Raw genomic sequence first — 17829 nt, forward strand, 5'->3', positions numbered from 1 at the left:
AGGCGTGGCCGGATCCAAATTCCCCCGCCGCGTTCGACCGGTGGCGCTACCGCTCCCGTCCGAGTTACCGAAGACTGATAGATCGCTGCTTCAATAATGAGGTATGGTCGCAATTAACGACCTCGAACACGGATTGGCCCGCGTCAACGGCGTCAAACTGCACTACGTCGTCGCCGGGGAGGGACCGCCGCTCGTCCTGCTGCACGGGTGGCCCCAGACGTGGTACGAGTGGCGTCACGTGATTCCGGACCTCGCCGAGCAGTACACCGTCATCGCGCCAGATCTGCGGGGACTGGGCGACTCCGAGACGCCCGTCTCGGGCTACGACAAGGACACCGTCGCGACGGACGTCAGGGAGTTGGTCCACCACCTCGGATTCGGCGGCGAGCCGATCGCGCTCGTCGGCCACGACTGGGGAATGCCGACGGCCTACGCGTACGCCGCGCAGTACCGCGACGAAGTCCGAGCACTCGCCGTTCTCGAGGCCGGGCTCCCGGGGGTTCACGAGGACGAGAAACGTAAACTCTGGCACACGCGATTCCACAGCGTTCGGGACCTCCCGGAACAGCTCGTCGCCGGACGGGAGCGGCTGTATCTCTCGTGGTTCTACCGGGAAGGTGCCTACGACCCGTCCGCGATTAGCGACGACGCTCGCGACGAGTACGTCCGGTGTTACGCCGCACCCGGCGGCCTTCGCGGCGGCTTCGAGTACTATCGCGCGTACGACGCCGACGCCGAACATAACCGGGAACACGCCGAAGATCCCCTCGAGATGCCGGTTCTCGCCCTCGGTGGCGTCGCCTCGTTCGGCGAACTGCCGATCAGGGATATGAACGCCGTCGCGACCGACGTCGACGGCGAGGTCGTCGACCGCGCCGGCCACTGGATCCCCGAGGAACGGCCGGCGTATTTCGTCGACCGAGTGACGTCGTTCGTCGAAGAATCGACGTAACCGCACGGTCGAATCAGCGACGGGGCCCGTGTTCAGTGTCGATTCTGGAGCGCGTCCATCTCACACTGCACGCACAGGTCGTCGGCGAAACACCCGACGCTGTCGTACGGGCACTCGTAGGCGTCGGCGTCGACGGACAGGCGGCGCTTCGCGTGGTGCCACTCCCGTTCCCAGACTTCGATGTCCATGTCGGCGGAGGTGAAGACGACGTCCCCGTCCCGATCCACGATCTTCGCGACCGTGACCGAGCGGTGACGATCCTTCACGGTCGCTATCGCTCGTTCGTACGAGTTACACCGGATCTCGTCGCGTCCCGTGCGATCGTCCAGGAGTCGAACGACGATGGATCCGTCGGTCGTCTCCGTCGGATCCAGTCCGTCAGTCATGTCATATACTGGCGGGCCGACACGATAAAAAGGTGCTCGTCGGCGTTTTCGACGGTATCATCGAGGATACCGGTCAGCGACACGACGAAGGCGACCGAACTACCTGTACGAAAACGGGACGTTCCTTCTTCTGTTGCTTTGACAACACTAATTCCGTTCGACAGCCTACTGTTTTTCGGTAGGGGTACCACGAGAATGTCGAAAATCGATCATGTGAACACGAATTGGGATTCAGATCGCCGGACCGAATCGGTTCGTAGCGGGCGTGAGATATGAGCCTCGTGCAGGTTCTCCCGTTGGCCATGGTGATGATTACAGGTCCACAGATACTCTCGCCGATTTTCCTCGCCACGAGCGAACAGTGGCGGACGAACTCGACAGCGTACGTCGTCGGTGCGTCCCTGTCTATCAGTCTCGTCGTCACCGTCGCGTACCTCCTCGGGAATCGACTCAGTGGTCGTGGCCCCCTCCTCGGGACGAGCGTCCGGCAACTGCTCTACGTCGCCGTCCTCGTCTTGCTCCTCTACGCGGCGGTGGATACCTACAGAAAGCGGACCGTGTCGGAGCCGCCGGAGTGGATGGGGAAGTTGACCACCGCGACACCGCGGTTCTCGTTTCGACTGGGATTTCTCCTGTTGGGATTCTTTCCGACCGACGTCGTCACCTCGGTGAGCGTCGGCACTTACCTCGCGGCGAACGGCGATCCGATCACGGACGCGACCGGATTTATCCTCCTCACGCTGTTCATCCTGGCGCTTCCGTCCCTCGGTGTGTTGGTGCTGGGCGAGCGAGCGGAAGCCGCGCTCCCGGGGATTCGCGACTGGATGGACGACAACTCGTGGCTCATCTCCGAAGCGGTGATCGCACTCTTCGTCGTCATGACGCTGCAGAACCTCTTCGGGTGAACTCTCCGACGACCGCTACGCGTGTGACCGACGATCCGATCGGTTCTCGAGTCGCGACACATCGCTGAGGGCGCGATATCGCGGTCCAGATACGAGAATCGAACCCGACTGCGAGACTCGTTACACTCGTCTCGCGTGGTTCGATCTCGCCGTCCGGCGTTCCCGCTCGTCACTTCGTTCCTCGCGAAAAAGTCCGGGTGCGAGAATCGAACCCGCGTCTCAGCCTCCACAAGGCTGAAGGATAACCACTACCCCAACCCGGACGCGCTTGCAAGTTATCCTACACGCGGTCGGCCTGAAATACGTTACGACTCCGGGTTCGGGGTGTGCGACTCCGTACCGCGCGATTTCGGTTGGGCCCGACGACACGCCGCGACTCAGTCCCGACTCGATCGGCCCCGACAGCGATTCCGACCCTACCGGACCGCGACCGGGACGTTTTTCGGCCCACGGCCGCAAGAACCGCCAACGCGTGGCTATCACCGACAAGATCTACGTCAAAAACCACCGCCAACTCAGTTCGCAACTCGAGACGAACATCCCCAAGGGCGCGTTCAAGGGCGCGACGCTCGACGTCCTCTTTCAGGGATCCGGCCTCGAGAAACTCGACGACGCGACCCGCGATCGCGTTCTCGATTTCGCACAGGACTTCCTCGATTGCGACTGTGACACCAACCCCTACTGCGGGTGCCCGGAGCGGAAGTTCATCGAGTATCTCCTCGAGTTACGCGCCCAGGGGCTCGGTCCGGACGCCATCGTCGACGTCATGACCGACGACTACATGGTCTATGCGTACTCCGGCGACGTCCTATCGTTTCTCGACAACGCCGTCCGAACGCTCGAGGCGGCAGAAGGGCTCGCTCGCGTCGACGGCGCGGACGAGAAGTACGACGAGATTCGGCAGGCGAAACAGGATCTGGCTCGGTGAGGGAGTCTCCGACCGACCCGCCGTCGAGTCGACGCGTCGCGTTTACCGTAACTGATACGATTCCTCGTCGTCCAACTCGTCGAGCAGCAACACCTCGTCTTCCTCGTCCTCGAGTCGGTCTTGCAGATCGTTGACGTATCCTTTGTACTCGTCGAGTTGTTCGCGGAGGTGTTCGGCCTCGAGTTCCAACCGCTCGTGCTCGCGGATGAACCGCTTTGGGACTTCGACGGTCGGTGGGAACGAGACGTCCGTCTCGCCATCGGTGGCTCGTGCCTCGAGGTCTCCTTCGGGGACGACCTCGACCTGCCCGTCGTGTTCGACTAACTGGTCGACGTAATCCCGGAAGACCGCCGAGAGCGAGATGTTGCGCTCTTCGGCGATCTCCTGGAGCGCCTCGAAGGCGTCCTCGTTGACCCGAAACGAGATGGTCTTGTTCTTGTTCCCCATGGATACCCATACTCTTCTTTCACGCCACTTAACCATTCGTCAGACGGACAGGGTGTATCGGCCGGAAATAAAGTGACGCGGGGGAATCTCGACGGCGTTGGCGTCTGCAGCGGCGATTCGGTGGGATAGCCGGTTCGCAGTGCGGAAAAAACACGACGAATCGAACGACGGATTCGGTGTGTCGACGATTCAGGCGGTGGCTTCCCGATCGTCGACGGTCTCGAGGCTCTCGAGCGCCTGGATCACGTCGTTGCGATAGTTGACGACGGGCGAGTCGTACTGCTCGCGGGCCATCTGGGCGTACTCGTTCGTCGGTGCGGTCGAGGCGCTTTCGGGCGCCTCCTGTTCGCGTTCCCACTCCGCGAAAGCTTCGATGCGGTCGAGTGTTCGCTCGGCGGTTTCGACGACCCATCGGTCGCGGGTATCCTCGTCGACGATCGAGATGGACTCCGGTCGCAGGGAGACGTTGACGGTGCCGTCGTCGGTTTCGTAGGTGCGGGGTTTGCCGACGATGGAGACGTACGCCGGCGGTTCGGTGTCCCGCAGGACGGAGGCGGCCTCGGGCTGGTACTGACCGGCGTAGACGAAGAACGTGCCGGTCGGGTCGACGACCCGGCCGCGCCAGTACTCGCTGTCCTCGCCGACGTCTTCGGTCTCGGTGAGTGTGCCGACGACGAACACGCGGTTCGCGCGGTCGCCCGTCGGGAGCAGCGCGTAATTGGGGGCGCGCTCGTCGTCGCTCTCTTTGAAGGTGTACGTCGAATCGTTGAATTCCGAGGCGAAGACGCGGCGGGCGACTTCGCGGGTGAGTTCTGCCTGGCTCATGTCACATCGACCTCGCTTTGATCAGCAACTGTTCCGCATCCGCCGGCCCGTCGAGTTCGTCGACGTCGTCGGCCAGGACGTAGCGACCGAACGTCGGCCCCTCGATTCGGTAATAGGTGCCGACGATGTCGTCTGCGATCTCGTCGGCGACGACGGTCGTATCCAGTGCGTCCATCGCCATCTCCTTTGCCTCCTCGAGGCTCAGGCCGGTCAGTGCTTCGGTGGCGTCCTTGTCGAAGATGACCTCGTGGGCGTCGATGCCGTCGTCGACGACGGCCTTGATCCGGAGATCGAATTCACCTTCGACCTCGCCGTGTTCGTTACAGCGGCCGTTCTGGAGGACGCGCGTACAGTCGTCCTTCGGGCAGCGCTTGATCAGGCCGCTTCCGCTTTGCATGTCGACTAACGCGCCCTCGATCTCGCTGGTGTCGTCGCCGACCTCTATGTCCTCGTCGAGTTCCTCGATGACGGTCGTCGAGTTGAGTTTGACCGAGTACCGGCCCTGGTACTCGTCGGTAACGACGTTTCGAAGCTCGTAGACGCCGCCCTCCTCGAGTGCGGGAAGGTCGGACTTGGCCCACTTGGTGAATTTGATGGTCCCCGTCGGGTCGCCGAGCAGACCGACCTGCGCGACCGAGTCGCTGCGGGGGTCCCAGAGTTCGATGACTTTGGCCGTCAGGTCGATCCACTCCTCGGGTTCGTCGACGTCCTCGACGTTGGCCGCTTCGCTGCCGCCGCTCGCGATGTCCTCGCGTTCGAGGCCGGCCTCCTCGAGGTAGTGGTTCGTGACGCTCCGTCGCGCCTCGTCGATCGGGACCTTGTACTCGTCGACGAGCGTGGTCAGGCGCTCTTCGACGTCCTCGACGCTCACGTCGAGGTGGTCCGAAAACTGCTCGTGTATGTCGTCCGCGTGTTGACGTACGTCGCTCATTGTGTCACGCCTCCTCCTTGGTTTCACTGGGAGGCACACGTCCGTTCGCGCCCGATAGTATTTAAAGTACCGCCACCGGAGCGGAAGTGAAGGTCGGCGAAAGAAACCGCACGACCGCGTGGAGGGGGAGTTTCGTCCCGGCGGTCCGCGCCGTCGACGGAAACCAGCGGCGGTTCGATGCTGGATCGTATCGACACTATCCGTCGCGCCCGCCGACTGCGAGCGCCGCGTCCACGGCGTCGCCGATCGTCTCCGTCCCCGCGTCGTCGACCGAAACCAGCGGTGGGCGAACCTCGTCGGACGGAACGACGTCGCGGTGGGCCAGCGCCGTTTTCGTCGCCGGGGCGAAGTCGTGGGTCGTACAGGCGTCGAACAGCGGCGCGATCGCGTCTCTCTGGAGGTCCCGGCCGCGCTCGTCCGCCGCGTGCTCGAACGCCTCGTTCAGCACGCTGGGGACGACGTTCGACAGCGCGTTGACCCCGCCGTCGGCACCCATCCGGAGCGCGGGGACCAGCAAGGCGTCGTACCCCTGCAGACACAGGAACTCGTCGGGGGTTTCCCGGAGGACGGTCTGGAAGGACGCCAGATCGCCGCTCGAGTCCTTGATCCCGATCGCTCGTTCGTGGTCCGCGACGGCGGCGACGGTCTCGGGCTCGATACGCTGGCCCGTACACTGCGGAATGTTGTACAGCAGGACGGGGAGCGACGCCTCGTCGAGGACGGCCTCGAGGAACCGTCGGTTGCCAGCCGGCGCGTTCGCGGTGGTGAAGTAGGGCGTGACGATCACGGCGGCGTCAGCGCCCGCCGCGGCGGCGCGGTCTACGGCCGCGACGGTTTCGCCGATACTCGTCGCGGCGGCGCCGGCGACGACGGGAACGGCGGCGTTGTCGACGGTCGTCTCGAGGACGCGCCGTTGCTCGTCGGCCGTCAAACTCGGGAATTCGCCGGTCGTCCCGCAGGGAAAGACGGCGTCGATCCCGCCGTCGTGGAGGTGCTCGAGCAGGTCGACGAGCGCCGAGTCGTCGATCGATCCATCGTCGAACGGGGTCACCATCGGACAGGTGATTCCCCGAAGCGCGTCGCGGACGTCCATGTGGCTGGGTACGGCCGATCCGCCAAAGTCGTTGGCATCGGCCCGGATCACAGCGCCGCCCGGGGCAACGTGGTTCGGCCGACGTGCTGTCGGCGACGAATCGGAACGACGGCCCGTCGGCGACGAACCTATGTGCCCGGCGCTCGAACCACGGAGCAATGGCGGATCGGCGACAACTCGAGCGATTCCTGCGCTCGACGCTGCAGGGGGCGGGCGAGCAGTTCGAAGCGTTTCGCAGATCGACCGACGAGCAATTCGAGGAGGCTCGCGGCTCCTACGAAGTGGCGAAGAACGCCCGCAGCCTTCCGTCGGACGAGGCAGGGCGGGCGAAGATCGTCTGTCGGCGCCACGCCCAGCAGCGGGCCGCGAAGCTCGACGAAGAGTACCGACCGGCCTGTTACGAGGCGGGCCACCCCGACTGCGAGGGCTGTGCCGAGGACGTCCGCGAAGGGCGGATCGAGACCTGGTGACATGGATCGGCCGATCGTCGCCTGCGTCCTCGCTGGTGGAACCGGCAGTCGCCTCTATCCCGCCAGTCGGAGCGATCGACCCAAGCAATTTCTCTCGCTCGTCGGCGAGCGATCGCTGCTCGCCCGAACGATGGATCGGACCACCTTCGCCGACGAACGGTACGTTCTGACCCGCGGCTCCTTCGCCGACGAGATTCACGATCACGCACCCGAGGCGGGCGTGCTGGTCGAACCGGCGGGCAAGGACACCGGCCCCGCGCTGGTCTACGCCGCCTGGCGGCTTCGCGACCTGTCGGGACGGGAACCGGTACTGGTCTGTCTCCCGAGCGACCACCACGTCGCCGACGACGCCGCGTTCGCGGCGCGACTCGAGCGCGCCGCCGAGATCGCCGGCGAAACCGACGGACTCGTGACCCTGGGCGTCGAGCCCGCGCGGCCGGCGACGGGATACGGGTACGTCGTCCCCGATCGCGACGGGCCGTCCCTCGAGACGGGCGACGACCCGGAGACGGACTACGCCGGTATCGATCGATTCACGGAGAAACCCGACCGCGAGGAGGCGACGCGGCTCATCGAGTCCGGCGCGTACTGGAACGCGGGCATCTTCGCCTGGACGCCGAGTGCCCTCCTCCGGGCGGCGCGGACCTCGCCGCTGGCACCGCTGGTGGAGGCGCTCGAGGCGGGCGATCCCGGCCGCGGATTCGATGCGATCGACCCCGTGAGCGTGGATTACGCGATCATGGAGCGAGCCGCCGAGGCGTACGTGACGCCGCTGTCGGTCGGCTGGGACGACCTCGGGACGTGGGACGCCGTCGGACGGGTAGTCGGCCGGAGCGCCGAACGCGACGGCGAAAACCGGATCGTCGACGGAGACGTGCTGTCGATCGACGCGTCGAACAACGTGGTCGCCGCGCCCGACGCGCACGTCTCCCTTCTCGCGGTCGACGACCTGCTCGTCGCGGCGTTCGACGATCGAATCGTCGTCGCCCCGCGCGGCGCGTCACAGCGACTCCGCGCGGTCGTCGAGGCGCTTCGCGAACGCGATGCGTTTTGAGGCTGAGACGCCTGGACAACTCGTTTTGAAAGCTCAGACGTCTGGCAAACTCGTTTCGAGGGCCTAAGAAGGAGAGTCGAGCGGTCGGATGGGGTTCCGGACGGGGGAATCGGTCCGGTTAGCCGGCCCGTGACGACTCACCGTTCGTGTCACCGTTCGGCGACCACACCGCCCAGACGACGATCGCGAGGGCGACCGCTATCCCGATGACGCCAGTCTCGAGGACGGTTAGCTCGACGCCGAACCACGAGAGTGCCGTCCGGAGTTCGACGACGAACGGGACGAGCATGACCAGAACCACGAGGAGTGCGCCCTCGGAGATGCGCATCTACCGCATCACCTCCGTGAGTGACTCGAGCGCGAGCCCGGGATCGGTCCCGATCGTGAGCTGGAAGCCGTCGATGCCCGGACCGAACAGGCCGCCGGCGTCGACGATGCTCGCGAGCGGGAGGGTGTAGGCGATGATCACGAGCGTGGCCGCGATGGCGGTCCAGAGTTTGAGGTTGTCCAGAATGGCCGGCGAGTCCTCCGGTCCGGAGAGCGTGCCGGCGTAGGTGTTGTCGGGGATCGCGTCGCTGGTGCCGTTGAACGAGGTCATGATCATGTTCGCGAGGAACAGGGCGAGCGACACGGTCAGTATCACGCCGCCCAGAGCGACCTGCATATTGATCTCGCCGACGGTGCCGACGGCGGGCTCGAACTCGAAGCCCTGATACTGCGGTTCGGCGGTCCGGCGGGGCATCCCGAACAACCCGGACCGGTGCATCGCGTTCGACATGAACGTCATCCCGACGAACCAGAGCAGGACCTGCGCCAGCGCGACCGAACGGTTCCAGAGCTTCTTCCCGGTCAGTTGCGGGATGAACCAGTACGACGCCGCCATGAAGGTCAGCGCGACGGCCGTGCCGACGGTGAGGTGGAAGTGTCCGACGACCCACCAGCTGTTGTGGACGAGGTAGTTGATGTTCATCCCCGCGTTGATCATGCCGGAGAAGCCGGCCGCGGCGAACATGAGGCCCGCGAGCGCCATGCCGGTGAAGACCGGATCACGCCACGGAAGCGCTTTGAGCCAGCCGAGGTAGCCCTCGCCGCCGCGCTGACGCGCGCCGTGTTCGATGCTCGCGACGACGGTAAAGGCCGTGAGCAGGCTCGGAAGCAGGAGGAACATCGTGTTCGTCATCGCGATGAACTTGTATCCCTCCGCGATTCCGGGATCCAGGTACTGGTGGTGGATCCCGAGCGGCGTCGAGAGTAACAGGAACAGCACGAAGACGACGCGTGCGAGCGGATCGCTGAACAGCTTTCCGCCGGAGAACTTCGGCAGCATGACGTACCACATCAGGTACGCCGGCATCAGCCAGAAGTAGACGACGGCGTGACCGAAGTACCAGAACAGCGTCCGGGTCAGCAACGGATTCACCGAGTCGGTGATCCCGAGCGACCACGGTAGCAAGAACACGAGGATCGACAGCGCGACGCCGAGGGTACAGATGTACCAGAACAACGTCGTCGTCAACACCATGAACGCCGGAAGCGGAATCCGCTCGTCGGGATTGTCGTCGCGCCAGGCGAACCACGTCCGGAACCAATCGACGCCGGCCAGCCAGGACCCGACGACGAACAGCACGAGACCCACGTAGAAGAGCGGGTGGGCCTGCAGCGGTGCGTAGAACGTAAAGAGGACGTCCGCGTTCAGCGGCGCCCCGAGCACCTCGGGGGCTTCCTCGAGGAAGCCGCTGAAGATCGTGACGGCGACCATCACGGAGCCGACGACCATCATCGCGTACCAGCCCCAGGTGAACCGACTGTCCACGACGCCGCGCTCGAGGCTCGTCGTGACGGCCCAGGTAAACGTCCCAACCAGGAAGAAGATCGTGAACGTAATCGCGAGCAGGACGCCGTGGGCCGTCAACACGGTGTAGTAATCGGGCGACTGGATGAATCGGAAGACGTCCGTCCGGTGGAGCGCCTGTACGAGGCCGAGCGTCCCGCCGATCGCCAGCGCGATGAAGGAACTCCAGAACGCGGCCTTGATAATTCTGGCTTCGGTCGGGAACTGGTCGACGTAGGCGTTACGCATCGCCATCACCCCCGCTGGTCTCGTTGCCGACCGTGAGCGTCCCGGTCTCCTCGTGGTCGTCGACCGTCACCGTCCAGTCGTTGTCGCCCGTTTCCAACTCCGCGGTGTCGACCGCGAACTCGACGGATTCGCTTCCAGCGCCGGCGACCGTCACGTCGCGCTCGTACGTTTGCTCGCCGATCTCGAGCGAGACGGTCGTCTCGAGGTCGGTCTGCATGCCGTCGCTGACGGTCGCGGTGATCGTCGTTTCGTTGCCCGCCTCGACCTCGTCGGGCGCCTCGACGGACAGTTCGGTCAGGTCGAACTCGTCTTCGGGGACGACGTTCAGTTTCCCTTCCATGGTGTGGTGAAACTCGCCGCAGTATTCGTTACAGAGAATGCCGTATTCGCCCGTTTCGTCGAACTCCACGGTCATCTGGGACACCTGGCCGGGGACGACCATGGTGTTCACGTTCGTTCCGACGACGGTGAAGCTGTGTGTCACGTCCCGGCTCGTGACGTAAAACGTCACCTCGCTGTTCGCCGGGATCTCGATTTCGCTCGGATTGTACGACCACGCCTGAGCGACGACGGCCACCTCGTATCTGTTCCCGCCCAGGTGTGTGACGCCGGGATCGGAGAACCGCTCGTCGTCGTTGATCTGGTCGGGGTCGATCGACCCGCCGTCGTCGTCGATCATGGCGATCCCGGGCCCGACGGCGCCGTAGGTGATCGTCGCGATGAAGCCGACGATCAGCACCATCGAGGCGACCAGCCACGCCTTCTCGTACGTGTGGATATTCATGCCAGTCCCACCACCGTCAGGGCGGCCCCGACGACGGTCGGACCGTTGCCGAGGAACTCGACGAAGTACATAAACACCCACAGCAGGACCAGAATCAGGAAGTAAATCCCGATTAAGATCGCAGTCCCCACCGGATCGTACTCCTCGTGGCCGATCTCGCGGACGTGATCGGGATCCCGTCGTTCCGTCTGTGAACTCATACGATTGAGTTGGGAATAGGGACGACTTACGACCAGTTGTGATTCCCGCCCGATGGGAAGTGCTCGGGGTATTAAGCCCTGGTCGTCCATAGAATCGGGCATGGCCTTCGAGACACTCACCCCGCGGCTCGCAGCGGCCGTCGGGCTCCTCGCGTTCGTTCCGATTCTCGTCTACGGGTTCACCAACTCGGGACTCGCCGGAATCGTCAGTGCGGTGAACGTCGTCCTCATCGTCGGCGCGCTGTACATCGCGATGTCGCCGGTCGAGGGAACGCACGGGAGCGACCACCACGGCGACGGAAACGGAACCGTCAGCTGAGCCTCGCCGTCTCCATGCCCTCCGTTTCACTCGTCGTTCCGTCGATGGCCGCCGCGGGACCCCCCGAACTCGGGCGTGTGAATCTGCTCGTGCTCTTCGTCGTCGGCCTCCTCGCCGGGGCCCATTGCCTGGGGATGTGCGGGCCGCTGGTCACGACGTACGCCGATCGGATCGGCGCGGCGAGCGGGAAGCGCCGCGACGATACGCTCACCGGCTACGAGGTGCGCCAGCACGCGCTGTTCAACCTCGGCCGGACCGCCAGCTACGCCGTCATCGGCGGCCTGTTCGGTCTGCTCGGTGCGTTCACGATCGCCTCGAGCGAGGCCGTCGCCGCGGTCGGCGACACCGTCAGAGGGGCGACCGGGATCCTCGTCGGCATCGCCATCGTCGCGAGCGGGCTCTACTACGTTCGCGGCCGAACCGCCGTCCCCGGCCACGACCTGCCCTTCGTCGGCACGCTGTTTCGTCGCCTGTCGGAGTTGCTCTCGAGTCGGGTCGATCGGCTCGCGACGTCGCCGGGGATCGTCGCCCTCGGCGCGGTCCACGGGTTCATGCCGTGTCCGATCATCTACCCGGCCTATCTCTACGCGTTTGCGCTCGGGTCACCGACCCGCGGGGCGCTCTCGCTGGCCGTTCTCGGGCTCGGAACGATCCCGACGCTGTTCGCGTACGGCACCGTCCTGAACTCGATCACCCCCGGGACGCGCGTCCGACTGCATCGCGGACTGGGTGCGGCGTTCATCGTCCTCGGCTACATCCCCCTGTCACACGGCCTGATGCTGTACGGGATCCACCTGCCGCATCTGCCGCTCCCGTTCCAGCCCCTGTTCGTGTTCTAAGGATGGGACGGAAATCACGACCGCCCGCGCGACCGCACGAATCGACCCGGCAGCCGACGCTTCGAACGTTCCGAGGGGTGCATCAGCGGCGAACGAGGACGGAGCGGCGGCCGATGCCGATGCTCCCCGCTGACAGACGACAGAAACCGATACTGCTACCCAGACCGTGACCGAAACCGAGACCGAGACCCAGGGCAGTTCGCCGGACGATGCCGACGCCGAGTCCTGCGACCTCTGTGATCTCCCGACCCCCGCGGAACCGATAGCCGACCCCGACGTCGACGGATCGTTTTGCTGTCGCGGCTGTCTCGAGGTCCATCGGGCGCTCGAGCGAACGGACGACGGGCCCGACGAGTCCGCAGTTCGGTCCCGGCTCGACCGGCCGGACGACGAGGACGGCCCGGACCTCGACGAACTCGACGGCGAGGACGCGTATCTATCGGTCGACGGGATGCACTGCTCGACGTGCGAGGCCTTCCTCGAGACGAGCGCCGAGCGGGAGGCGGGCGTCCTCGGCGCGACGGCGAGCTACGCGACCGATACGATTCGACTCGTCTACGATCCCGACCGGGTCGCGTCCGACGACCTCCCCGATATCGTCTCCGGATACGGCTACACCGCCGCCGATCGATCCGACGACGATGGCGACGTGGGGTCCGACGACGGACTCGCCCCGCTGTTGCTCGGCGGCTTCTTCGGCATGATGGTCATGGTGTGGTACGTCCTGTTTCTGTACCCGACCTACTTCGGCCTCGAGCCGGTCGCGGACTTCGGGCGCTACGAGACCGTCTTCCTGTCGGCGAACATCTGGGTGTTTACGTCGTTTATCCTCTTTTACACCGGCTACCCGATCCTCCGGGGTGCGTACGTCAGCCTCAGGGCGAGACGGCCCAATATGGACCTCCTCGTCGCGACGGCTGCGCTGGGTTCGTACGGGTACAGCGCGGTCGCGATCCTGCTCGGGGAGGCCCACATCTACTTCGACGTCACCGTCGCGATCGTCCTCGTCGTCACTGCGGGTACCCTCTACGAGAAATCCGTCAAGCGCCGCGCGACCGGGCTGCTCTCCGACCTGACCGAACAGCAGGTCGACGAAGCGCGCCTCGAGTCCGGCGAGACGGTCCCGCTCGAGGCCGTCGAGCCGGGGGACCGCCTGCTCGTCCGTCCCGGTGAGCGAGTCCCGCTCGACGGCGAGATCGAAACGGGGAGCGCCGCGGTCGACGAGTCGCTCGTCACCGGCGAATCGCTCCCCGTCGGGAAAGGACCGGGCGATCCCGTCCGCGGCGGCACGGTCGTCACCGACGCGCCGATCGTGCTCGCGGTCGGCGAGGACGCCGAGAGCACCCACGATCGGCTCGTCTCGCTGCTCTGGTCGATCCAGAGCGCCCGGCCCGGCGTCCAGCGACTCGCCGACAAACTCGCGACCGTGTTCGTTCCGCTCGTGGTCGTCCTCGCAGCCGGGACGGCGGCCACCCTGCTGGCGACCGGCTCGAGCGCGTCGACGGCCCTCCTGATCGGATTGACGGTCGTGATCGTCTCCTGTCCGTGCGCGCTCGGGCTCGCGACGCCGCTTGCGATCGCCGCGGGCGTTCAAAACGCCGCGGAGCGTGGCGTCGTCGTCGCCGCGGAGACGATCTTCGAGGACGCCCCGGACGTCGACGTCGTCGTCCTCGACAAGACGGGGACCCTCACGACCGGACGGATGACCGTCGAGGAGATACACGTCGCCGACGATCCTCGTTCCGACGCGGTCGACACCGCTGCGAGCGACGAACTGCTTCGGCGGGCCGGCGCGCTCGAGGCCCTGTCCGACCATCCGATCGCGGCCGCCATCACCGACGCAGCCCCCGATTCCGTCACGACGGACGCCGCGAGCGCGGTCGAGGGGTTCGAGCGGGCGGACCGTGGTGTCAGCGGCGTCGTCGACGGCGAGCGCGTTGTCGTCGGTCATCCCGAGTTTCTCAGCGAGAGCGGACAGGCCGTTCCCCACGCCCTCGTGTCGTCGATCGACGGCGCTCGAGCGGCGGGCGACGTCCCGGTCGTCGTCGGCTGGGGGGGACGGGCCCGCGGCACCGTCGTCGTCGGTGACGCCCCCCGCGAGGAACTGGACCGTGCGCTGTCGACGCTCTCGGCGGGTCGCGAACTCGTCGTCCTCACCGGCGACGAAGGGCCGGCGGCGGAACAGTTCCGCGCGATCGACGCCGTCGACGAGGTCTTCGCCGGCGTTCCGCCGGAGGCGAAAGCCGAAACCGTCGATCGGCTTCGCGCCCGCGGGACGGTCGCGATGGTCGGCGACGGGAGCAACGATGCCCCCGCGCTGGCCGCCGCCGACGTCGGAATCGCGATGGGCGGCGGAACGAAACTCGCGACCGACGCGGCGGACGCGGTGATCGTCGGCGACGACCTCGAGGCCGTCGCCGAAATCTTCGACGTCGCCTCGAGCACCCATCGGCGAATTCGCCAGAACCTGGGCTGGGCGTTCGGGTACAACGCGGTCGCGATCCCGCTGGCGATCGCCGGCCTGCTGAACCCGCTGTTCGCCGCCGTCGCGATGGCCGCGAGCAGCGCGCTCGTCGTCGCCAACTCGGCCCGCTCGATGTAGCGATTCGCCGACGTGCGGTCGGCCGGTACTCGTGGCTACCCGTCGGTGCCCGTAGTTATCCGTCGGTGCCCGTAGTTATCCGTCGGCGCCGTCGTCGGCCGTCACGACCCGTTCGACTTCTCTCCGCTGCCCGTCCTCGTAGACGTAGGTCGTTTCGTCGTCCTCGTCGTCCGTCCGCCGGTGACTCCCGTCGCAAAAGGGAAACGAGTCCGAGAGTCCGCACTGGCAGACCGCGACGTCTCCTTTCTCGTCGTCGATATCGGACGGCTCGAGTTTCCGCGGTCCCGTCGCCTCGAGTTCGACCAGTCGGGTCATCGACTCCGTCTCGGGCCGCCGCGATCAAAACGCTTCGCACGCGGTCGACCGCCGTCTGCGTGGATCGGTGCCATGCACCAGGGCTTACGGGAACGGCAAAGTTCTTGGTACAGGTCTTGAATATCGGAGTGAGAACACACATGTCGTTCTACGCCGCGGCAATGCCGACCGCGATCGCGCTCGCGGTCGTCAAGACGCTCGTCCTCATCGTCGGCGGCGTGATAACGTTTTTCGCGTACAAGGCCTATCGGCGAACTCGCCAGCAGGCGCTTGGTTACCTCGCGCTCGGGTTCGGCCTCGTCACGCTCGGACTCGTCCTGGCTGGCATGCTGTACGAACTGCTTTCGGTTCCGCTCATGACCGGCATCCTGCTCGAGAGTCTGCTGGTTCTCGCCGGCTTCGTCGTGATCGCGTACTCGCTGTACGTCACCTGAGTGTGGCCTGCACTCCTCGCTCCCGTTTCGCCCCGTCGCGATAGCAGTCGCGAGAGTCGAGGTTCGGTCCGCTCGGACGGAACGGCCGCTGTCCGGATCGCGGGCCGATCGCGGACCGATACCAAATATTGTTGGAGACAGCCGTATTAGCGGTGTCCCGGTACGACTCCGTACGGCAGGGCCAACTGAAATCGAACCCCCACGTTTCACCCGCTCTGTCGTCGTGCCCCCTCCTTTCGAAACGATTGCGGCCGAGACGAGCGCCCGTCGAGCAGCGGGTCCGACGGCACGATTCGAGCCTCCGTCTCCACGAGACCCGCCTCGCGGCTCGCGTTTCAACGCGTGGCGCCCGTGGTACGACCACCCAGAGGTAAGTGGTTCCCACTCCCAGTAGCGTCTATGACTGCCGACTCGGACCGCGCGAAATCGTTGACTGGTCGCGTTTCGAGACGGTCCGACCGACCCGTCCCGGCGGGTGAGCTCCCGTGACCGGCGCCGGCGAAGCGGAACTGGCCCTCGACACGGAGGCCCTCTCTGAGCAGGGTGCGGGCCTCGAGGTCGCCGTCGTCGGCGCCGGTGCCCTCGGCGCGACCGCGGCCTACGACCTCGTCCGGGAGGGGACGGACGTGGTGCTCTACGACCGCGGTGACGTCGCGAGCGGCTCGTCCGGGCGGGCGGCGGGGATCTGTTATGACGCCTTCGCGGACGATCTCGACGCCGAAATCGGGGGCGAATCCATCGAACGGTTCCGCGCGCTCTCGGGCGACGACACGTTTCCGTTCGTCGAGTGCCCCTACGTCTGGTTGGCCCGCGATGGGGACCCAGAGCGGGCCGACGCCATTCGAGAGCAGGTCCGACGCATGCAGGAAAACGGCACCGTCGCTTTCGAGATGGACGACGGGGCGCTCGCCGACCGGTTTCCCGCGTTGCGGACCGACGATGTCGAACTCGCGGGGATCGCCGGCGCGGCGGGTTACGTCGATCCGTCGGCGTACACGACCTGTCTCGCGGCCGCAGCGACGGGGGCCGGGGCGACCCTCGAGACCGATACCCCCGTCTCGATTCGAACTGATCCCCCGCGCGTTGTCTACTCCGACGGTCGCACCCGCGAGTTCGACGCGGTGCTGGTGGCTGCCGGCGCCCACACGGCGGCCCTGCTCGCGGACGCGGGCGTCGCCCTCGCGATGAAACCCTATCGCGTCCAGGCGCTCGTCGCGGACGCCGATTTCCCCGAGCCGATGTGTTACGATGCGACCGGCGGTTTCTACGTGCGACCGCACGCGGACGGCATCCTCGCGGGCGACGGCACGGAAACTCGCGAAGCCGATCCCGCCGGATACGACCGCGACGCCGATCCTGCGTTCGCAGACGACCTCCTGGAACGGATCGCACACCGCGTTCCGTCGATCGCCAGCGCGGGCGACGCTCGTCCCGAGCGGGCGTGGGCCGGCCTCTGTACTGCGACGCCCGATCGAGACCCGCTGGTCGGTGCGGTCCGAGACGGACTGTACGTCGCGACCGGCTTTCAGGGACACGGCTTCATGCGTGCACCGGCGATCGGACGGCGACTCGCAGACGAGCTTCTCGGCGGGTCGGGGATCGACGCGTTCGATCCGACGCGATTCGACGGGGACGAAGAGTTCGACGTCGCGGAGGGACTCGCGCTCGATCCGAACTGAGTCAGTCCTCTATCGTGACCCGTTCCGTTTCGGCGCCCGAGTCCGGATCGGCCCCCGCCACTTCGGCATCCTCGTGAGCGGGCACGCTCGCGGTTTCGTCGGCGTCGATCGCCGAATCTTTCGGGATTTCGACGCTCAGCGTGCCCGTTTCGGAGAGTCTCGCCGTTCCGGCGTCCGGATCGACCACAGCATCGGTCGGCAACTCGGCGTCGCCGTTCAGGGCCATTCCGCGGCCGGGAAATCGCATCTCGTACCCCTCGTGGAACTGCCGGAACCGGTCGATCCGGATCTTGATGTTGCCATCGAGGTAGCGGACCTGGACGTCGTCCGGCTCGGCCCCGGGCGCGTCGAAGACGACTCGATAGGAACTGTCGTTCTCGAGGATGTCGGCGGGCAGCGACCGGTGGCTCTGGACGCGGCCTTTCGCGCGGCCGACCTGCCGGTACAGTGCGCTGCCGAGCGACTCCCCGATGTCTCTGAGAGTCACGGGTTCTCACCCCGAGCGATACGTCCGTCACTGACTGCAGTCGGAGGGAGCGGGATCAGGGCTTGACGGGACATGGGAGTGACGATTGTGCACGGAGCT

The 17829-nt window shown here is 65.9% G+C and carries 21 protein-coding genes and 1 tRNA gene; 10 read left to right on the forward strand and 12 right to left on the reverse strand.

Going from position 1 to position 17829, the window contains the following annotated elements; all coding sequences use genetic code 11:
• Nucleotides 1–103 precede the first annotated feature (103 nt).
• Nucleotides 104–952 carry an alpha/beta fold hydrolase gene (locus tag NJT13_RS16240; protein WP_254522676.1) on the forward strand — a complete coding sequence of 283 codons (849 nt, stop codon included), beginning with the start codon at nt 104–106 and terminating at the stop codon, nt 950–952.
• 32 nt (nt 953–984) lie between these two features.
• Here the strand turns inward: NJT13_RS16240 and NJT13_RS16245 are convergent, their stop codons facing one another.
• Complete coding sequence (locus tag NJT13_RS16245) at nt 985–1338, reverse strand: hypothetical protein (RefSeq protein ID WP_254522677.1); 354 nt, start codon at nt 1336–1338, stop codon at nt 985–987.
• 272 nt (nt 1339–1610) lie between these two features.
• On the opposite strand from NJT13_RS16245, the gene NJT13_RS16250 reads away from it, so the two are divergent.
• Complete coding sequence (locus tag NJT13_RS16250) at nt 1611–2243, forward strand: GAP family protein (protein WP_254522678.1); 633 nt, start codon at nt 1611–1613, stop codon at nt 2241–2243.
• Nucleotides 2244–2434: 191 nt separating this feature from the next.
• Here the strand turns inward: NJT13_RS16250 and NJT13_RS16255 are convergent.
• Nucleotides 2435–2506 (reverse strand) — tRNA-His (locus NJT13_RS16255).
• 209 nt (nt 2507–2715) lie between these two features.
• Between NJT13_RS16255 and NJT13_RS16260 the strand changes: the two genes are divergently transcribed.
• Nucleotides 2716–3171 (forward strand): DUF5814 domain-containing protein, encoded by a 456-nt coding sequence (locus tag NJT13_RS16260; protein WP_254522679.1) that lies wholly within the window; start codon nt 2716–2718, stop codon nt 3169–3171.
• Between the two features lie 42 nt (nt 3172–3213).
• Here NJT13_RS16260 and NJT13_RS16265 read toward each other — a convergent pair whose 3' ends face one another.
• The 4 genes from NJT13_RS16265 to NJT13_RS16280 form a co-directional block, all read right to left on the reverse strand.
• A complete protein-coding gene (locus tag NJT13_RS16265; protein WP_254522680.1) occupies nt 3214–3618 on the reverse strand; it encodes a DUF8146 domain-containing protein in 405 nt (134 codons plus the stop codon).
• 189 nt (nt 3619–3807) lie between these two features.
• A complete protein-coding gene (locus NJT13_RS16270) occupies nt 3808–4443 on the reverse strand; it encodes an RPA family protein (RefSeq protein ID WP_254522681.1) in 636 nt (211 codons plus the stop codon).
• Nucleotide 4444: 1 nt separating this feature from the next.
• Nucleotides 4445–5374 carry a replication factor A gene (locus NJT13_RS16275; RefSeq protein ID WP_254522682.1) on the reverse strand — a complete coding sequence of 310 codons (930 nt, stop codon included), beginning with the start codon at nt 5372–5374 and terminating at the stop codon, nt 4445–4447.
• 196 nt (nt 5375–5570) lie between these two features.
• Nucleotides 5571–6467: a dihydrodipicolinate synthase family protein gene (locus tag NJT13_RS16280; RefSeq protein WP_254522683.1), complete on the reverse strand. Its 897-nt coding sequence runs from the start codon at nt 6465–6467 to the stop codon at nt 5571–5573.
• Nucleotides 6468–6625: 158 nt separating this feature from the next.
• Between NJT13_RS16280 and NJT13_RS16285 the strand changes: the two genes are divergently transcribed.
• Together NJT13_RS16285 and NJT13_RS16290 are read left to right on the forward strand one after the other, a co-directional pair.
• Nucleotides 6626–6937 (forward strand): DUF7091 family protein, encoded by a 312-nt coding sequence (locus NJT13_RS16285; protein WP_254522684.1) that lies wholly within the window; start codon nt 6626–6628, stop codon nt 6935–6937.
• A gap of 1 nt (nt 6938) precedes the next feature.
• Complete coding sequence (locus NJT13_RS16290; protein WP_254522685.1) at nt 6939–7991, forward strand: mannose-1-phosphate guanylyltransferase; 1053 nt, start codon at nt 6939–6941, stop codon at nt 7989–7991.
• 118 nt (nt 7992–8109) lie between these two features.
• Here the strand turns inward: NJT13_RS16290 and NJT13_RS16295 are convergent, their stop codons facing one another.
• The 4 genes from NJT13_RS16295 to NJT13_RS16310 are packed head-to-tail and all read right to left on the reverse strand — an operon-like array spanning nt 8110 to nt 11055.
• Nucleotides 8110–8319: a CbaC protein gene (locus tag NJT13_RS16295; protein ID WP_254522686.1), complete on the reverse strand. Its 210-nt coding sequence runs from the start codon at nt 8317–8319 to the stop codon at nt 8110–8112.
• Nucleotides 8320–10077, reverse strand: a complete 1758-nt coding sequence (locus NJT13_RS16300; protein ID WP_254522687.1) for a b(o/a)3-type cytochrome-c oxidase subunit 1 — start codon at nt 10075–10077, stop codon at nt 8320–8322.
• The gene (locus tag NJT13_RS16305) at nt 10064–10855 is read right to left on the reverse strand and encodes a cytochrome c oxidase subunit II (RefSeq protein ID WP_254522688.1); all 792 of its coding nucleotides are present in this window, start codon (nt 10853–10855) and stop codon (nt 10064–10066) included. Before NJT13_RS16305 ends, NJT13_RS16300 begins: the two co-directional genes overlap by 14 nt.
• Nucleotides 10852–11055, reverse strand: coding sequence for a signal peptidase complex subunit 2 (locus tag NJT13_RS16310; protein ID WP_254522689.1), 204 nt, complete (start codon nt 11053–11055; stop codon nt 10852–10854). Before NJT13_RS16310 ends, NJT13_RS16305 begins: the two co-directional genes overlap by 4 nt.
• Before the next feature lie 100 nt (nt 11056–11155).
• On the opposite strand from NJT13_RS16310, the gene NJT13_RS16315 reads away from it, so the two are divergent.
• The 3 genes from NJT13_RS16315 (at nt 11156) to NJT13_RS16325 (ending at nt 14815) form a co-directional block, all read left to right on the forward strand.
• Nucleotides 11156–11374, forward strand: coding sequence for a DUF8131 family protein (locus NJT13_RS16315; protein WP_254522690.1), 219 nt, complete (start codon nt 11156–11158; stop codon nt 11372–11374).
• A gap of 44 nt (nt 11375–11418) precedes the next feature.
• Nucleotides 11419–12213 carry a sulfite exporter TauE/SafE family protein gene (locus NJT13_RS16320; protein WP_254525474.1) on the forward strand — a complete coding sequence of 265 codons (795 nt, stop codon included), beginning with the start codon at nt 11419–11421 and terminating at the stop codon, nt 12211–12213.
• A gap of 166 nt (nt 12214–12379) precedes the next feature.
• Entirely contained in the window at nt 12380–14815 is a 2436-nt protein-coding gene (locus NJT13_RS16325) for a heavy metal translocating P-type ATPase (protein ID WP_254522691.1), read from the forward strand.
• A 75-nt stretch (nt 14816–14890) separates the two neighbouring features.
• Here the strand turns inward: NJT13_RS16325 and NJT13_RS16330 are convergent, their stop codons facing one another.
• Nucleotides 14891–15130 carry a CDGSH iron-sulfur domain-containing protein gene (locus tag NJT13_RS16330; protein WP_254522692.1) on the reverse strand — a complete coding sequence of 80 codons (240 nt, stop codon included), beginning with the start codon at nt 15128–15130 and terminating at the stop codon, nt 14891–14893.
• A 140-nt stretch (nt 15131–15270) separates the two neighbouring features.
• Between NJT13_RS16330 and NJT13_RS16335 the strand changes: the two genes are divergently transcribed.
• Nucleotides 15271–15564, forward strand: a complete 294-nt coding sequence (locus NJT13_RS16335; protein ID WP_254522693.1) for a DUF7521 family protein — start codon at nt 15271–15273, stop codon at nt 15562–15564.
• Between the two features lie 485 nt (nt 15565–16049).
• Nucleotides 16050–17243, forward strand: a complete 1194-nt coding sequence (locus NJT13_RS16340; RefSeq protein ID WP_254522694.1) for an NAD(P)/FAD-dependent oxidoreductase — start codon at nt 16050–16052, stop codon at nt 17241–17243.
• Between the two features lies 1 nt (nt 17244).
• Here the strand turns inward: NJT13_RS16340 and NJT13_RS16345 are convergent, their stop codons facing one another.
• Nucleotides 17245–17730 carry an Hsp20/alpha crystallin family protein gene (locus NJT13_RS16345; protein WP_254522695.1) on the reverse strand — a complete coding sequence of 162 codons (486 nt, stop codon included), beginning with the start codon at nt 17728–17730 and terminating at the stop codon, nt 17245–17247.
• Between the last annotated feature and the right edge of the window lie 99 nt (nt 17731–17829).

The sequence above is a fragment of the Natrinema caseinilyticum genome (assembly GCF_024227435.1).
Taxonomy (GTDB): Archaea; Halobacteriota; Halobacteria; order Halobacteriales; family Natrialbaceae; genus Natrinema; species Natrinema caseinilyticum.

What these genes read in the sequence shown, in the direction of transcription:
- NJT13_RS16240 (WP_254522676.1), top strand. Translation starts at nt 104, where the DNA reads ATGGTCGCAATTAACGACCTCGAACACGGATTGGCCCGCGTCAACGGC.
- NJT13_RS16245 (WP_254522677.1), bottom strand. Translation starts at nt 1,338, where the DNA reads ATGACTGACGGACTGGATCCGACGGAGACGACCGACGGATCCATCGTC.
- NJT13_RS16250 (WP_254522678.1), top strand. Translation starts at nt 1,611, where the DNA reads ATGAGCCTCGTGCAGGTTCTCCCGTTGGCCATGGTGATGATTACAGGT.
- NJT13_RS16265 (WP_254522680.1), bottom strand. Translation starts at nt 3,618, where the DNA reads ATGGGGAACAAGAACAAGACCATCTCGTTTCGGGTCAACGAGGACGCC.
- NJT13_RS16270 (WP_254522681.1), bottom strand. Translation starts at nt 4,443, where the DNA reads ATGAGCCAGGCAGAACTCACCCGCGAAGTCGCCCGCCGCGTCTTCGCC.
- NJT13_RS16275 (WP_254522682.1), bottom strand. Translation starts at nt 5,374, where the DNA reads ATGAGCGACGTACGTCAACACGCGGACGACATACACGAGCAGTTTTCG.
- NJT13_RS16280 (WP_254522683.1), bottom strand. Translation starts at nt 6,467, where the DNA reads ATGGACGTCCGCGACGCGCTTCGGGGAATCACCTGTCCGATGGTGACC.
- NJT13_RS16285 (WP_254522684.1), top strand. Translation starts at nt 6,626, where the DNA reads ATGGCGGATCGGCGACAACTCGAGCGATTCCTGCGCTCGACGCTGCAG.
- NJT13_RS16290 (WP_254522685.1), top strand. Translation starts at nt 6,939, where the DNA reads ATGGATCGGCCGATCGTCGCCTGCGTCCTCGCTGGTGGAACCGGCAGT.
- NJT13_RS16295 (WP_254522686.1), bottom strand. Translation starts at nt 8,319, where the DNA reads ATGCGCATCTCCGAGGGCGCACTCCTCGTGGTTCTGGTCATGCTCGTC.
- NJT13_RS16300 (WP_254522687.1), bottom strand. Translation starts at nt 10,077, where the DNA reads ATGGCGATGCGTAACGCCTACGTCGACCAGTTCCCGACCGAAGCCAGA.
- NJT13_RS16305 (WP_254522688.1), bottom strand. Translation starts at nt 10,855, where the DNA reads ATGAATATCCACACGTACGAGAAGGCGTGGCTGGTCGCCTCGATGGTG.
- NJT13_RS16310 (WP_254522689.1), bottom strand. Translation starts at nt 11,055, where the DNA reads ATGAGTTCACAGACGGAACGACGGGATCCCGATCACGTCCGCGAGATC.
- NJT13_RS16315 (WP_254522690.1), top strand. Translation starts at nt 11,156, where the DNA reads ATGGCCTTCGAGACACTCACCCCGCGGCTCGCAGCGGCCGTCGGGCTC.
- NJT13_RS16320 (WP_254525474.1), top strand. Translation starts at nt 11,419, where the DNA reads ATGGCCGCCGCGGGACCCCCCGAACTCGGGCGTGTGAATCTGCTCGTG.
- NJT13_RS16330 (WP_254522692.1), bottom strand. Translation starts at nt 15,130, where the DNA reads ATGACCCGACTGGTCGAACTCGAGGCGACGGGACCGCGGAAACTCGAG.
- NJT13_RS16335 (WP_254522693.1), top strand. Translation starts at nt 15,271, where the DNA reads ATGTCGTTCTACGCCGCGGCAATGCCGACCGCGATCGCGCTCGCGGTC.